16 protein-coding genes are annotated in these 14,295 nt (G+C 45.2%); 7 read left to right on the top strand and 9 right to left on the bottom strand.

Annotation, left to right across the window (positions count from 1 at the left end):
• Positions 1 to 365, top strand: a 365-nt coding sequence (locus BKE30_RS16040; RefSeq protein WP_083698545.1) for a hypothetical protein, incomplete at its 5' end; no start/stop codon positions are given.
• Here the strand turns inward: BKE30_RS16040 and BKE30_RS11015 are convergent.
• Together BKE30_RS11015 and BKE30_RS11010 are read right to left on the bottom strand one after the other, a co-directional pair.
• The gene (locus tag BKE30_RS11015; RefSeq protein WP_076878635.1) at positions 362 to 733 is read right to left on the bottom strand and encodes a type II toxin-antitoxin system VapC family toxin; all 372 of its coding nucleotides are present in this window, start codon (positions 731 to 733) and stop codon (positions 362 to 364) included. The two genes, BKE30_RS16040 and BKE30_RS11015, sit on opposite strands and share 4 nt — an antisense overlap.
• Positions 730 to 978, bottom strand: coding sequence for a type II toxin-antitoxin system Phd/YefM family antitoxin (locus BKE30_RS11010; protein ID WP_198938074.1), 249 nt, complete (start codon positions 976 to 978; stop codon positions 730 to 732). The genes BKE30_RS11015 and BKE30_RS11010 overlap by 4 nt, the downstream gene beginning before the upstream one ends.
• A 116-nt stretch (positions 979 to 1,094) precedes the next feature.
• Here BKE30_RS11010 and BKE30_RS11005 point away from each other — a divergent pair, with 116 nt between their 5' ends.
• A complete protein-coding gene (locus BKE30_RS11005; RefSeq protein WP_076878633.1) occupies positions 1,095 to 1,817 on the top strand; it encodes a pseudouridine synthase in 723 nt (240 codons plus the stop codon).
• A gap of 55 nt (positions 1,818 to 1,872) precedes the next feature.
• On the opposite strand, the gene BKE30_RS11000 is transcribed toward BKE30_RS11005, so the two are convergent.
• Complete coding sequence (locus BKE30_RS11000; RefSeq protein ID WP_076878632.1) at positions 1,873 to 2,925, bottom strand: NADP(H)-dependent aldo-keto reductase; 1,053 nt, start codon at positions 2,923 to 2,925, stop codon at positions 1,873 to 1,875.
• Between the two features lie 232 nt (positions 2,926 to 3,157).
• On the opposite strand from BKE30_RS11000, the gene BKE30_RS10995 reads away from it, so the two are divergent.
• Positions 3,158 to 3,406: an RNA recognition motif domain-containing protein gene (locus BKE30_RS10995; protein ID WP_076878631.1), complete on the top strand. Its 249-nt coding sequence runs from the start codon at positions 3,158 to 3,160 to the stop codon at positions 3,404 to 3,406.
• A 51-nt stretch (positions 3,407 to 3,457) separates the two neighbouring features.
• Here the strand turns inward: BKE30_RS10995 and BKE30_RS10990 are convergent, their stop codons facing one another.
• From BKE30_RS10990 to BKE30_RS10980, 3 genes are all read right to left on the bottom strand, one after another.
• The gene (locus BKE30_RS10990) at positions 3,458 to 3,823 is read right to left on the bottom strand and encodes a type II toxin-antitoxin system RelB/DinJ family antitoxin (RefSeq protein ID WP_076878630.1); all 366 of its coding nucleotides are present in this window, start codon (positions 3,821 to 3,823) and stop codon (positions 3,458 to 3,460) included.
• A gap of 125 nt (positions 3,824 to 3,948) precedes the next feature.
• Positions 3,949 to 4,881 carry a pseudouridine synthase gene (locus BKE30_RS10985; RefSeq protein ID WP_076878629.1) on the bottom strand — a complete coding sequence of 311 codons (933 nt, stop codon included), beginning with the start codon at positions 4,879 to 4,881 and terminating at the stop codon, positions 3,949 to 3,951.
• Positions 4,882 to 4,945: 64 nt separating this feature from the next.
• Complete coding sequence (locus BKE30_RS10980; RefSeq protein WP_076878628.1) at positions 4,946 to 5,269, bottom strand: DMT family transporter; 324 nt, start codon at positions 5,267 to 5,269, stop codon at positions 4,946 to 4,948.
• A gap of 115 nt (positions 5,270 to 5,384) precedes the next feature.
• Between BKE30_RS10980 and tsaE the strand changes: the two genes are divergently transcribed.
• The 4 genes from tsaE to hfq all read left to right on the top strand — a co-directional run bounded on the left by tsaE (position 5,385) and on the right by hfq (position 9,510).
• Positions 5,385 to 5,900 carry a tRNA (adenosine(37)-N6)-threonylcarbamoyltransferase complex ATPase subunit type 1 TsaE gene (gene tsaE, locus BKE30_RS10975; RefSeq protein ID WP_076878627.1) on the top strand — a complete coding sequence of 172 codons (516 nt, stop codon included), beginning with the start codon at positions 5,385 to 5,387 and terminating at the stop codon, positions 5,898 to 5,900.
• Positions 5,884 to 7,893, top strand: coding sequence for a DNA mismatch repair endonuclease MutL (gene mutL / locus BKE30_RS10970; protein WP_076878626.1), 2,010 nt, complete (start codon positions 5,884 to 5,886; stop codon positions 7,891 to 7,893). The genes tsaE and mutL overlap by 17 nt, the downstream gene beginning before the upstream one ends.
• Before the next feature lies 1 nt (position 7,894).
• Positions 7,895 to 8,875 carry a tRNA (adenosine(37)-N6)-dimethylallyltransferase MiaA gene (gene miaA / locus BKE30_RS10965; RefSeq protein ID WP_076878625.1) on the top strand — a complete coding sequence of 327 codons (981 nt, stop codon included), beginning with the start codon at positions 7,895 to 7,897 and terminating at the stop codon, positions 8,873 to 8,875.
• 89 nt (positions 8,876 to 8,964) lie between these two features.
• Positions 8,965 to 9,510, top strand: coding sequence for an RNA chaperone Hfq (hfq, locus tag BKE30_RS10960; protein WP_076878624.1), 546 nt, complete (start codon positions 8,965 to 8,967; stop codon positions 9,508 to 9,510).
• 255 nt (positions 9,511 to 9,765) lie between these two features.
• Here hfq and BKE30_RS10955 read toward each other — a convergent pair whose 3' ends face one another.
• The 3 genes from BKE30_RS10955 to BKE30_RS10945 form a co-directional block, all read right to left on the bottom strand.
• On the bottom strand, positions 9,766 to 10,173 hold the full coding sequence (locus tag BKE30_RS10955; RefSeq protein ID WP_227518392.1) for a GNAT family N-acetyltransferase: 408 nt from the start codon (positions 10,171 to 10,173) through the stop codon (positions 9,766 to 9,768).
• 166 nt (positions 10,174 to 10,339) lie between these two features.
• Positions 10,340 to 11,644, bottom strand: coding sequence for a peptidylprolyl isomerase (locus BKE30_RS10950; protein WP_076878622.1), 1,305 nt, complete (start codon positions 11,642 to 11,644; stop codon positions 10,340 to 10,342).
• Positions 11,645 to 11,658: 14 nt separating this feature from the next.
• Positions 11,659 to 14,121 carry an LPS-assembly protein LptD gene (locus BKE30_RS10945; protein ID WP_076878647.1) on the bottom strand — a complete coding sequence of 821 codons (2,463 nt, stop codon included), beginning with the start codon at positions 14,119 to 14,121 and terminating at the stop codon, positions 11,659 to 11,661.
• Positions 14,122 to 14,295 lie beyond the last annotated feature (174 nt).

Genomic DNA, 14,295 nt, shown 5'->3' with positions numbered 1-14,295 from the left:
GGCATCTTCTGGTTTTATACAAATACTGTCCTTGGATTGCTGAGGACATCTCTCAAGGTTTTAAAGGCTATAACGGTTTAATTGATAGCAATTTTGATCATGTGAATGTTTGGGAAAATTCTAAGTTAAAAACACCATTTCCAGAGCTTTTTAATATGGAATATGAGCAAAATCCACGAGGACGCATCTTATATTCATCTAAGCAAAATAAGCATATTATCTATATGGATAAAAATTTGTTTAAATCAGAAATAAAACAAAAAATCTCTGAGTTTTTTAATATTAATTTGAATCAAGTTATCTGGAAAAAAGATTCACATTACAATACCAATCAGGATGAACTAAATCGGTTATTTAACGATTAATCAATCACCTTTCCATATAATCCAAAAACTGTATCACTACTCATCATTTGCATATTCTGGGTTTTGGCTTGAGCAATCAGCATACGGTCAAACGGGTCTTTATGATGAAACGGTAAATGACCGAGCGCAACCGCATCAATAGCCTGATACGGCAAGAGTTTAAGCCCACTATCTATAGCTGCCTGAATCGGATCAAAGTCTACCACCAGTTTGCCAATAGAAAGTTTAATCATGATTTCAGCAATACTAATACTGCTCAAATAAAACTGATTCTGTGGGTTTTTAAAAGTTTCTACTTGTTGTTTTGAAAGCTGTTTTGGTGATTTAAGCAGCCACAAAAAAATATGCGTATCAATGAGAATATTCATTGGGTATCAGGAAAAATGTCGTTATTATAAAAATCGTCTGCCACATCAATATCCATAATTTTGAGCAGATCCTGTGTTGCCGTATCATTTTCCAGTAAACCAAATTTAATCTGACTTTTGGGCTGATGTATTACCAGCTCAACCAGCGGCTGATTATTTTTTGCGATAATAATCTCTTCACCATTACAGGCACGCTGGATTAAATCAGAAAGATGCGCTTTGGCTTCGGCAATATTAATAATCACGATAATTTTCTCCTAAAAGCGCACTGGTCATGAGTTGATTTTAGTTAAGTTGGTCAAGTTGGTCAAGTTGGTCAGAATGTGCTAAGATTTTTTAAAAGATATATTTAAAGTTTAGTATGCATCTCGAAAAAATTCTGCAATCGCAAGGCTTTGGTAGCCGTAAGCAATGCCGTCAATTGATTGAAGACGGCAAGGTCACTATTAATGGCGAAGTTTGCAGAAATCCCAAAGCGAGTTTTGAAACACAGCATTCTGATGAACAACCGCTTGAATTTGCGGTTGCTGGCAAAAGCTGGCAGTACCGCGAAAAAGTTTATCTGGCGCTGAATAAACCACAAGGTTATGAATGCTCACATCAACCGCAGCATCATCCCAGCGTATTTAGTTTGCTACCAGCACAATTTATAGAGCGTGGCGTACAATGTGTTGGACGGCTGGATCAGGACACCACCGGGCTATTAATCCTGACCGATGACGGTGCTTTTTTACAGGCATTAACCCATCCTAAAAAGCATGTGGCAAAGCGTTATCTCGTCACGACCAACCGGCCAATTGCCGATGAACAGATTGAGCAACTCAAGCAAGGTGTGGCGTTACGAAATGAGCAGGGTGTTTATGCGGCGGATGACTGCCTTCAATTGGCCGAAAACCAGCTTGTGTTGACTATTCATCAAGGGTTGTATCATCAGGTCAAACGGATGATTGCCGCCGTGGGCAATCATGTCGATGCCTTACACCGCGAGCAAATTGGCCAGTTTAAATTGCCGGATGATTTGGCAGAAGGTGAGTGGATTTACCTCAATGATGAGCAGGTTACTTTGGCAAGGCAGCTTGCTTGATATTATTTAAGTATTGCTTTTATAAGTAACCTTGCCCGTTTCAACAAACTAAATCCTAAGGCGATGGATTGGGTTGTTGCACATGCACGGCTTCAATGAGTTGCATAACTTCATCACTCAGCGCCACATCAACAGAATCAATATTTTCCTGTAGTTGTTGCATGGTGGTCGCCCCAATAATGGTACTGGTGACAAAAAATTGCTGGCGCACGAAGGCCAAAGACAATTGCACCAACGATAAACCTTGTTCAGCGGCAATTTTTGCATATTGCTCCGTTGCCCAGACTGCTTGTGCATTGGTATAACGCGAAAAACGCGGAAACAGGGTAATGCGGGCATTTTCCGGTTTCTGGTCATTCAGGTATTTGCCAGACAACACGCCAAACCCCAGCGGTGAATACGCCAGACAACCCACTTTTTCAAAATGGGCAATTTCTGCCAATCCAATTTCATAGGTGCGATTGAGCAGCCCATAGGGGTTTTGTACGCTCACCACACGCTGTAAGCCCAGTTCATCGGCCAGTTGCAAAAACTTCATGGTTCCCCAAGGCGTTTCATTGGAGAGGCCAATGGCACGAATACGTCCCGCCTTGATTTCATCATTTAAGGCAATCAGCGTCTCAGCCAGTGGCGTCAAATCGGCTGGCGTATCTGCAATCATCTGCGTGGTATAACCCAGATGGGAAAAGCAATTGGTCGGGCGTTCTGGCCAGTGGAGTTGGTATAAATCCAGATAATCGGTTTGCAGGCGTTTTAAGGAGTTGTCCAGCGCCCTAGAAATATCTTTTTTATTAAAGCGGGTTTGACCGTTACGGATATGGCCACCTACCTGACTTGGCCCGGCAATTTTGGAAGCCAGCGTCACTTGCTTGCGCTTACCCGTTTTGGCAAACCAGTTGCCCAAAATGGTTTCAGTCGAGCCGTAGCTTTGCGGAGTGGGCGGTACAGCATATAGCTCTGCGGTGTCCCAAAAGTTAATCCCACGCTCTAGTGCATAATCCAGTTGTTCAAAGGCCTGTTCCTGCGTGTTTTGCTGGCCAAAGGTCATGGTGCCGAGGCAAATCTCGGGAACTTTAATATCAGTATGGCCTAAAAAATGATGTTTCATAAGCATGTAAAACTAAACAATGAAAACCGTATCATCTATCAAATGGCTTAAAGGAAAAGACAAAAAATTGTTTTATTTTGCTAAAGCCTGAATAAATAAACGCAGGAAACCATATTGGCTTCCGAAAATGTTTTAGGGCGGGCTGGCATTTTATGTTCTAATAGGCTGACTGATAGCAATGGCATAGGTAAACGCCATTTGCTGCTTATTTCTGATAAAGTTGATGAGTTCAATGAAAGTATTAATTCGCAATCTGGCGCGTAGTGTCACACAAGCTGAGCTGGAAGCGTTATTCAAGCCATTTGGCAAGATTAAAAACTGCACGCTGGTGCTGGATGCCAAAACTGGCAAATCCAAAGGTTTTGGTTTTGTGGAAATGGAAAACGGCCGTGATGCCATTAAAGCCATTAAGGCGCTGAATACACTTCGGGTGCATGGCTATGGCATTCGGGTTAAAGCCGCCGAATCTACCGAAGAATAAACCCAGATTGACCATTAAGGGCAGCATAATGCTTTTATTGCTGCCTTATCCTTATAGGTCCTGATGGTTAGCCGAATTACTGCTGTCCTGCAAGTTACTGTTATCTTTTTCGTTGTCAGATTCTGGTAAGCCAGTATTGGCTTGTAGTAGTTCATTGAGCTGATCAAAAACATCCTGATCAGATAAATGACTGAGTTCACTGGCAGTAACCGACTTTTTAGAGGGTTTTTTGGGAGCTTCTATAGGCTCAGCGTTACCTTGTTCAATAGGGAATGGAATAGAGCGGGTGACTACCACCTGACGAAAAAATAAGCGAATGGCTTGCGCGGGGCTAATTCCAAGTTGCTTAAACACTGCAAATGCCTGTTTTTTTTCATGGACATCCAGTCGAACCTGATAAACTTCCGTGCGACGCATGAGTTAACCTCTTTCCAATATTTACTTATCACTAACTGCTAACTAAAGAGTAATAAACAAAAAGCCGAGCCTGACAGAGGGCGCATTAAAGCATAATTATCATTGCATTGTCATTACAAAACAGGCTAAAGAATCAAGTTTTGCTGTGACGCATATTCTACAGGTTGCTGCGTGATGGGATCAATAAAACCAATGCGTTGTGCCAGCAATTGTAAGGGTGCTGAGTAGTCATTGTCTGCTTTTAACTGCACTGTAGGATAAAAGGGATCATTTAAAATAGGAATGCCCAATGCAGCCATGTGGACGCGCAACTGATGCTGTTTGCCACTTAAAGGATATAGCTGGTAGCGGGCCAGACTTTGCCCCAAATCATGTGTTACGTCCAGTAATTCAATACGGGTAAAACTGTTGGCCGGGCCTTCAATTTCCTGCATGGTAAAAAAAGGCTGGCCTTTTACCATATGACTCTGATAGTCAACTGGAAAGATTAGATCATCCCGAAAGGCAGCAATCGCCTGATATTGCTTGGTAACCTTGCGATCCTGAAATAATGTCTGGTAAAAATGCCGGGTTTGCGGTTGTAACGAAAACAGCATGACTCCAGCTGTCTCCCGGTCCAGACGATGAATCGGAGTAATATCTTCACAATTTAATTGCTGTTTTAAACGTACCAGCAGACTTTGTTGAACAAAACGCCCCGTGGGTGTAACAGGTAGAAAGTGTGGTTTATCGACAACCAGTAAGTGGTCATTTTGAAACAGGATTTGTGCTTCAAACGGAATATGTTCTTCATGCGCTAATTCACGGTAATAATAAATTTTACTGTTAGGCACATACGCGCTATGCATATTTACCAGTTCGCCTGAATCCTGATAAACCTTTTGAGCCAAAATACGGTTTATCCAAACCTCAGAAGAAATTTGTGGAAATTTTTGAATTAAAAAATCCAGAATGGTAGTGCAATGAGTGGCAAAAGCAGGTTGTGCTGTAAGGCTGGGCAGATGCACACAACTGGGACTAACGCCATCAGTCATGGGCGGTTTAAAAGGGGTGTTCATTTAAATCGTTGGCATTCCGCGTGGCATAGATAAATTGATATTTCGTAGTTGAAGCACGAATAAATCATGAAGGTGAAGTAACTTTTAAGCCAACAATTCCAGCTAAAATCAGCAAAATACAAGCAAATCTTACCAGTGTTTTGGGCTCATTAAATAAAAACATTCCGCAAATGGCAGCACCCAAAATGCCGATGCCCACCCAGACTGCATAGCTGGTGCCAAGCGGCAAGGTTTTTTGCGCCATTGATAAGCCATACACCGAAATAATCATGCCCACAATGCAAAATACGGAAGGCCACAGACGGGTAAAGCCTTCCGTATATTTGAGCGTAACCGCCCACTGAATTTCAAATAATCCGGCAATCACCAGCCATAACCATGCATTCATTGCGATCGAGTAATAAAATTAAAAAGGGATTATAGCCAAAAACAGATTAAGGCCTAAAAATTTCAGCTTCAGTGTTATTATAGGCAGGTTTAATTCGGGTTGGGAAACATCTGCTATGGCGCAAACCATTTCACTCATATTGCCTGATGAGGCTGCCACACAAAAACTGGCTGCTGTACTGGCACAGCATATCCGGCATGGCGTGGTGTATCTGGTGGGTGATCTGGGCGCAGGTAAAACCACTTTAACCCGCTCATGGTTGCAGGCGCTAGGTCATCAGGGTAATGTAAAAAGTCCAACCTATACACTGGTTGAACCCTATACTATTGCAGGCCAGTCTATTTATCATTTTGACCTGTATCGTTTGCAGGATGCCTACGAGCTAGAGCTGATGGGTATTCGCGATTATTTAAGTGCCGATCAGTCCAGCAATCATATTGGACAACATAAATCCTTGTTACTCATTGAATGGCCGCAAAAAGGCCAGCCTATAGTCCCAAAAGCCGATTATCAGATTGAACTAACACTGGATGAAGACCAGCTTACCCGTCATTTGACATTGAGTGCATTATCAGCAGACAGCCAGACATGGACAGTATTAGAGGACAGCTTGCATGAGCAGTTTGCCTGATTCTGTCACCATGTCCGCCAGCCGCCGTATTCAGCCCTTAAGTGCGGCGCTGGCTAATCAGATTGCAGCCGGAGAGGTGATTGAACGGCCGGCTTCTGTGGTGAAAGAGCTGGTTGAAAATGCACTGGACGCCAGCGCATCCCGTATAGAGATTCATATTGAGCAGGGCGGTAGCACGCTGATTGAAATACTGGACAATGGTAATGGCATTCATAGGGATGATTTGCCGTTAGCCGTTTTGCGCCATGCCACCAGCAAGATTAGCAGCGCTGAGGATTTATCAGCCATTGCCACACTGGGTTTTCGGGGCGAGGCACTGGCCTCCATTGCGGCAGTATCCCGCCTGACTTTAAGCAGTAGCCAGTCTGATGAAGGTATTGGCTATGAGGTCACCATTAATGGTAGTGCCTATAACGCAGCAGAAAATAATCAGCCCGTTAGCGCCGTAGCACACCAGCGTGGCACACGGATTCAGGTGCGTGACCTGTTTTTTAATGTACCGGCGCGACGCAAGTTTTTAAAATCAGTCAGTACCGAATTTGGCCATATTGAAGAAGTAGTTCGGCGAGTGGCCTTAAGTCACTTTGATGTGGCTTTTATATTAGTCCATAACGGTCAGATCAGGCTGGATTTGCCTATTGCTGACAGTGGTGAGCTGCGGGCCCAGCGGGTACGGCGCATTCTGGGTGCCCGGTTTACCGAAACTTCCCATTGGCTGGACTGTTCCAGTATTTATATGCAGCTGTCGGGCTGGCTTGGGCATCCTAGCGAAGCACGGGGACAGGCTGACCTGCAATACCTGTTTATTAACGGCCGCATGGTCAAGGATAAAACGGTGAGCCATGCCTTGCGTATGGCCTATGAAGGCATCTTGCATGGGCACCAGCATCCGGCTTATCTGCTGTTTTTAGAAATTGAACCAGAACAAGTGGATGTCAATGTACATCCTACCAAGCATGAGGTACGCTTTTTGGCGCAGCGCGAAGTGCATGAATTTGTGCGCCATCACGCGCGGCAAATATTAGCCCAGTTTAAAACAGCACCTGCTGAACTGGCTGATGCCATGCATCCGTTGCAGCGTCAGTCGATGGAACAGGCGCATCATTCAGTAGAGCAGAAGCAAATTTATCAGGCAATGCAGCAAAATCCTTTGCCATTGCACCATACAACACTACAGCAGAACCCAATAACTCAGTCATCTTCTACAACGCATGACCCTATGCATGCTGGTATGGATTCGGGCCATACAGCTGAGCAAATAACATATTCGGCATTGCCATCAGCCTCAGGGTTTTCCAGTTCAGTTCCTCATGCAACTCCGGTACAGGCAGCACTGGCCAGCTACCTCCTCCCAGCACGGCAGGAGTTGAATCATTCGCTGGCCATAACCAGCACGGCAGGGGTTGATGAATATCCACTGGGACTTGCCATTGCACAACTGCATGGTATTTATATTCTGGCGCAAAATACCGATGGCCTGATTATTGTAGACATGCATGCAGCGCATGAACGGATTTTACTGGAACAGCTTAAAAAAGCATGGGATAACGCTCAGAACTGGCAAACCCAGCATTTACTGGTGCCACAAATTGTTGAGCTAAGCCATCTGCAAGCCAGCCGTATTGAGGAATTACAGCCCACCTTGCATGGATTAGGGCTGGAAGTCGACCGTTATGGTGAAACCAGCGCAGTGGTGCGTGCCGTTCCTGCCTTATTGGCCCGCGCTAATTTTTCAAAACTGATCAGCCAGCTATTAACTGATTTACAGGCAAATCAGGCTGCGGATCTAAGCGCAGCCCGTGACAGGATTCTGGCGGGTATGGCTTGTCATGGGGCAGTACGGGCGCATCGTCAGCTCAGCCTTGCCGAAATGAATGCCTTGTTGCGCCAAATGGAGCAAACCGAATTTGCCAGCCAGTGCAATCATGGTCGCCCAACCTGGCGTGCTTTCCCCTTAACCCAGCTTGATAAACTGTTTGCCCGTGGGGAATAGTATGAACTTAACAGTCACTTCTTCACTGCTAAAGCCATGCGCTGAAAAGCAGCGAGTGGTATGCCTGATGGGGCCGACCGCTAGTGGTAAAACCGCCCTTGCCTGTGAGCTCTATGAGACCGGAAAATTTGAACTGGTTTCTGTCGATTCTGCGCTGGTGTACCGGGATATGAACATTGGCACAGCCAAGCCTACTGCCAGAGAGCTTGAGCAGTATCCCCATCACCTGATTGATATTATTGATCCCACAGAAGTGTATTCTGCTGCCCAATTTGTTGAAGATGTCAGCCGTATCATTGATCAGGTACATGCCAACGGTAAAATCCCGTTACTGGTAGGTGGCACTATGTTGTATTTTCGTAGTCTTATCATGGGCATGGCGGATAATTTACCTGCCGCTGATCCTGCTATTCGCACTCAAATAGAGCAACAGGCCGAACAGTACGGCTGGCAGTTTATTCATGATGAATTACAGCGTGTTGATCCACTAGCCGCTATACGCTTCAAGCCTTCTGACCGACAACGGGTGCTACGTGCTTTGGAGGTCTACCGGATTACTGGCCGGGCAATCAGCGACTTGCATGCTGAACAGGAAAAGCAGTTAAACTCTAACTATAATTTTGATTTATATGCAATAATGCCAGATCGTGCATTGTTGCACCAGAAAATTGCACAACGCTTGGAAATTATGTGGGAAATCGGTTTTCTGGATGAAGTCAGGCATTTACGTGAAAAATATCAATTACATGAAAATTTGCCATCCATGCGGGCAGTAGGGTATCGTCAGGCTTGGGAATTTTTAGCACAGGGAGGGCAAACTGAGTCAGAACTTCAGCAAATGAAGGAAAAAGCATTATTTGCAACACGACAATTAGCCAAACGTCAATATACATGGCTACGTTCGTTACGTGAGTTGCACGTTTTTAATATATACAACACAGTGAATGAAGGCATACTAGACTTGCGTATGAAGTATAGATGACGCAAAATTTGCCGCCTGTCTTTTTATAATTTTTAATTGATACGAAAGGCAGTTTTTTTTGCGCTGGTTATTTTTTTGGAGTAATAACGATGTCTAAAGGTCAAACATTGCAGGATCCGTTTTTAAACTCTCTTCGTAAAGAACGCATCCCAGTTTCTATTTTTTTGGTAAATGGAATCAAATTACAAGGCCAGATCGAATCTTTTGATCAATACGTTGTTTTATTAAAAAACACAGTAAGCCAAATGGTTTATAAGCATGCGATTTCTACAGTAGTACCTGCCCGTAATCCGCGTCCTGCTGGTGCGCCAGTTGGTGCTCCGGGTGCACAAGGTGCTGGCTTTGGCGGTGGTCAGGGCGCTGGCTTTGGTGGTCAGGGTGGCTTTGGCGGTGGTCAGGGCGCTGGCTTTGGTGGTCAGGGTGGCTTTGGCGGTGGTCAGGGCGCTGGCTTTGGTGGTCAGGGCGGCTTTGGTGGTGGTCAGGGCGCTGGCTTTGGCGGTCAGGGTGGCTTTGGCGGTGGTCAAGGTGGTGGCTTTGGCGGTCAGGGTGGCTTTGGCGGTGGTCAAGGTGGCTTTGAAGGCGACCAGAAATTTGATGACAGCGGCGAAGATGATGGCAACGGTAACAACCGTTAGTTGTTTGTTGTCGCCAAGAGCTAAACAATAAAAAGCTTTTTGAACTGCTCTTGTTATATGAGGTAGTTTAATTAAGCAGCTTTTAAAGGCCTGAGTTCTATTAACTACAGAACTTAGGCCTTTTCATTAGACAGTGAACAATAATTAAAAAGATCAACAATTAAAATTAATATAGCAAAACAATTTTCCTGATGGGACTTTTTCTGAATATTGTTTGGCTGCACAACTTTTGAATAAATTCCGGTATTTTAGGTTTTAGCATTTCTGATATATAAAGATTAATTCAGGATCATCTTCATCAAGATTTTCAATATAACCGCTGTTATTGAAACCTGCCTTAATTAATAATTGTTGCATGGGTATATTTGACTGGTTCGTAGAAGTAAACAATTTCGGTGTTGCACAAATTTCTTGAAAATAGGTGATTAAGGAAATTCCATGGTGTTTATGCCGAAAATTTTCCCTGACCATCAGCATTGGAATATAACCAAACTCAAAAAAACTGTAATTAAGTACACCATAAGCAGAAATAATTTTATTGCATTCAATTAGGTAACACGTTTTTTCTTCAACCCATTGTTTAATTTTTTCTGATCGATGAAGGTTGGTTAAAGCCAGTGTATCAAGTTCTAATAGTGCATAGAAATCTTGATCGTGAGCCAATCTAATATTTATTTTTTAGCTCCTTGCAGCAGAAAACATGTATAGCTGAGTTTTGCTATTTAGCCAACTGGACTAATGATCGATGCCTTGAGTGGCTAATTTTATAACTAGAATATAAAACTCTTGTCATAGCTGGTATATGACAAGAGTTCCTGAACATCAACCTTTAGTTGATTTTAGTCCCATCCTTGATCTCAACAAAACTTTCAGCCCGGACTTCACGCATCCAGTTGTCCAGTTCCTGATCAAACTGGCGCTCTGCCAAAATCTGACGTGCCTTACTGCGTCTGGACTGATCAGTAACATCCTGTTGGCGTGTATCTTCAACCTTAAGGATGTGCCAGCCATATTGGGTCTGGAATGGCTTACTAATCTGGCCAATAGGTGTTTTGCGCATGATTTCCTCAAACTGAGGCACCATCATGCCGGGGCTTACCCAGCCCAGATCACCGCCGTTAGAGGCTGAACCCGGATCATTGGAAAAAGTGCTGGCCAGGTCAGCAAAGTTTTCGGTTGCAGCGCGTTTATGCAACTGGTTAATTTGTTGTTCGGCATCGCTTGGACTTAATACTTCACTTGGTCGCAGCAGGATATGGCGCACTTTAAACTGCTGCACAATACTACGGGCTGCATTGCCACGACGTTCAATCAGTTTAAGGACATGGAAACCATCAGCTGCACGAATTGGCAGGGTAACCTGATTCAAATCCAGCGCACTGACTTTGGTAACCAGCTCATCCGGCATTTCATCGGTACTGCGCCAGCCCATATCCGCACCTTCTACAGGGTAGCTGGAACTCTGGTTGCGTTTGACCACTGCATCAATATCAGTGCTGGTTTGCAAATCTGTACGCAGTTTATTGGCGAGCGTTTCTGCAGCTTGAACCTGTGCGTCACTGGCTTTTTCAGGGAGCGAAACCCGTAGGTGAGCCACATGGACTTCACTGTTGAGGGCACTTTTACCCTGTGGCGAATTCAGAAAGTTATCAATATCCTGATCGCTTACCTTAATGCGGGCACTGACCTGTTGCTGACGCAGGCGGTTGACGCTGAGGTCATCACTAATCTGGCGACGCAGTGCCGCATAACTACCCGGTGCCCGTGCATCGAGTCTGGTCTGAAATTCGGCAAGGCTGCTGGTACCTTCCTGCTTGGCAATTTCTGCAACTGCGGCATTTAGGGTGGCTTCATCAATGGTCACGCCAAGGCGCTTGACCCGCTCTAGCTGGGCCCGCTTTAAGATCACCTGACGCAAGACTTCAGCGCGTAAAATATTATCCGGCGGAATAGTCTGGTTACGCTGGGCAAGCTGCTGCTTGGCTGCTGCCAGGGCACGATCCAGTTCACTTTCCAGAATGATACTGTTATCAACTACCGCAACCACTTTGTCCAGTGGCTCCTGAGCTGCATTAACCATGAACGATGACGCTAATAAAGCGGCCATTAGCGTCGATTTAATCATCTGACGCATTGAGTGAGGAGTAATTAGCGTTCGTTCCACAATGTTTCCACCTGTTGATAACCTAAAATCTTTTGTTGCAGTAAGTTGCCGAGATTACCCGAAAAACCAGCTAAGCCTTTGAGCGTAATTTCCATCATAATGGCCCGCTTGGGTTTGACATCTGCTGCGGTAGGATCATCCAGATCATTATAATAATAGCGACCATATAGCGATGCACGCCAGCAGCAGGCATCATAGTTAAAACCCAGTAACCATTCGCGCGCCAGATTATTGTTTATATCATATTGCATATAACCCATGGCACGCCATTGATCATGCAGAGGCTGAACAAAACCGGCAGTAACCTGCTGATAGGATTGCTGGTTTTGTGATTTTACCTGACGGCGGTAATAATACCCTGTGTTATAGATACTGCCATCATTGCCTGTGTAGTTGAGTTGTACGTCATTCTGCGAATTCTCTCCATTGGCCAGCCACAATGCATTGCCGTTAATGGAAAAATTCCTGCTGAGCTGACTGCCTAGCGCCAGTGCAGGCCCTGAGTTGTGCTCAGTGGCTATAGGATCGGTTTCATTCAATCGAACCTTGCGGTCATGAAAATAATAGCTTTGGCCCAATCCTACCCGCAAGCGTTCCAGCCCGATATTGTCATAGGCGCGGTAAGTCACACCCAGTGAGGTAAAGTTATTATCATCCAGACGATCATGACCATAAAAACGGTAGGGACTAAACAGCTGGTCAAAATTTAATGAGGCAGTGGTGGTGTCAAAGTTGGGATAATTGCTTTGTTGCTTATAGGGCGCGTAGGCATAAAAGAAACGCGGGGTAATGCTTTGTAAAAAACGGCCTTCACGTTCAAACACCAGTGCAGAGTCGAAAGTAAACTGCGGCACAACCGCTGAGCGCTGATTGGTATCGTCATCCGGGTTTAAACCCTGACTAGCAATACTGTCCTGATCATAAAAGGTATTAACGCTACGAACCGAAACTTCAGGCTTGGCATAACCCCACTGGTTGCGCCAGTTATAGCCTGCTGCCAGCCGGTTAAAAATACGTGTTCCACTGCTTTCCAGTGCTGAACCATCGCCAATGGATTTCTTAAAGTAAGCCGTATCGTTTTGTGCTTCATATTGCAGGCCAAACGGTGAACCACCGCGATAATTGACCAGCAACTGAGGCAATCGGGCATAGGGCCTGTCAGCATCCAGAATGGACTTGTCAACGGTCTGGAAGGATTGAACCCGGAACAAGCCGGTTAAGCCTGGAATACCATTATCGTAAAAAATACTCCAGGTGCGTTCCTGATTTAAGATATTTTGGGATGAAGGATCAGTACCCAGATCGGTATAGTAATCCTTGTCTGACACATAATTGAGGTCTATAACCGTGCGCCACGACGGATCAATCTGCCATGCATGCTGGTAGCTGCCGGCCTTGCGGTCTTCATTAAACAGCTTATCTGAAGGTAAGTAACCGCCTGCTATTTTACCGGCGCCAAAATCTTCTGTGAGATAGCGAAACTCACCTTCCAGCATCAGGCCACGACGGCTTAAATAGCCCGGAGCCAGTGTCAAATCGTAATTGGGTGCCAGATTAAAGTAATAGGGCACGTTGAGGCGCAGGCCGCCATCATTGCTATAACCGGTGGTAGGCACCAGAAAACCTGAGGTACGCCGGTCATCAATGGGAAAGTTAAAATACGGCACTTTCAGCACAGGCACATCTTTGACATACAGGGTTGTGTTGCGTGTAACGCCACGTCCGGTATTTTCATTTAACTCAATTTGCTTGGCCCGCAACTGCCATACTGGTTTGGTACTGGGTTCACAGGTGGAGTATATGGCATTTTCAAAGCGGGTAATTCCATTGCCCTGACGATCTATCAGGCTGGCATGGCCATGTGCACGCTGTGTCTCGCTGATAAACAGACTATCGCTAATTTTTCCGGTGGCATTATTCAGGTTATAAGTGGCACGGTCACTGTTGCTGAGTAATCCGGCATCCATCAACTGTACATTACCCTGCGCCGTGGCAACTGTCTGCGTGGCATCCAGATTAATCTTGTCGGCGCGCACGGAACGGCCCGGCTGGTCAATCATCACGTTACCGCTTAATTCAGAGCCGCTGGTTGGGTCATAGTAGCCATAGTCGGCAGTAATTACCGTCGTGGCCTGTTCCGGGTCTGCTGCCTTGGTATTGATGTCAATGGGCGTTACCCAGGTGCCATGGCAGGTGGCCGGAATCGGCCGTTGCTGATCAATTGGCAAGCTGGCCATTTGTTCACGGTTTAAATAATACTGCGAAAAAAAGGCCTGGGCTTTTTCATCCGCGGTAGGGTTTGCATGGTTTTGCGGTGCTGAGGTTTTCTCTGCTGTATTTTCTTCTGCATGCGTCATCTGGCTGTAGGCTGGAGAAAGGGAGCAGACAAGCAGGGCAGCCGCCAGAGGATTTAACTGAAACTGATGGGAAAAGAAGCAATTGGGCATAGTTGTCAGCACAAAGCAGATAGTAAATTCTTGCTGAATGATAGTGAATAACACTCATCAATTCCAATAAAATATTGGTTTTAATTGTGTTTGTTGGCTGAACCAGCATGTTTTTAGGGTCTGTAAAATCATAGGGGGTGAAGCAGCAAACAAGACCTAAATCAGCTATTTGCC

This window comes from Alkanindiges hydrocarboniclasticus (assembly GCF_001982605.1).
In the GTDB taxonomy this organism is placed as follows: Bacteria; Pseudomonadota; Gammaproteobacteria; order Pseudomonadales; family Moraxellaceae; genus Alkanindiges; species Alkanindiges hydrocarboniclasticus.
Note: the sequence above shows the minus strand (reverse complement) of the source record. Positions and strands in the feature narration are given on the sequence as shown.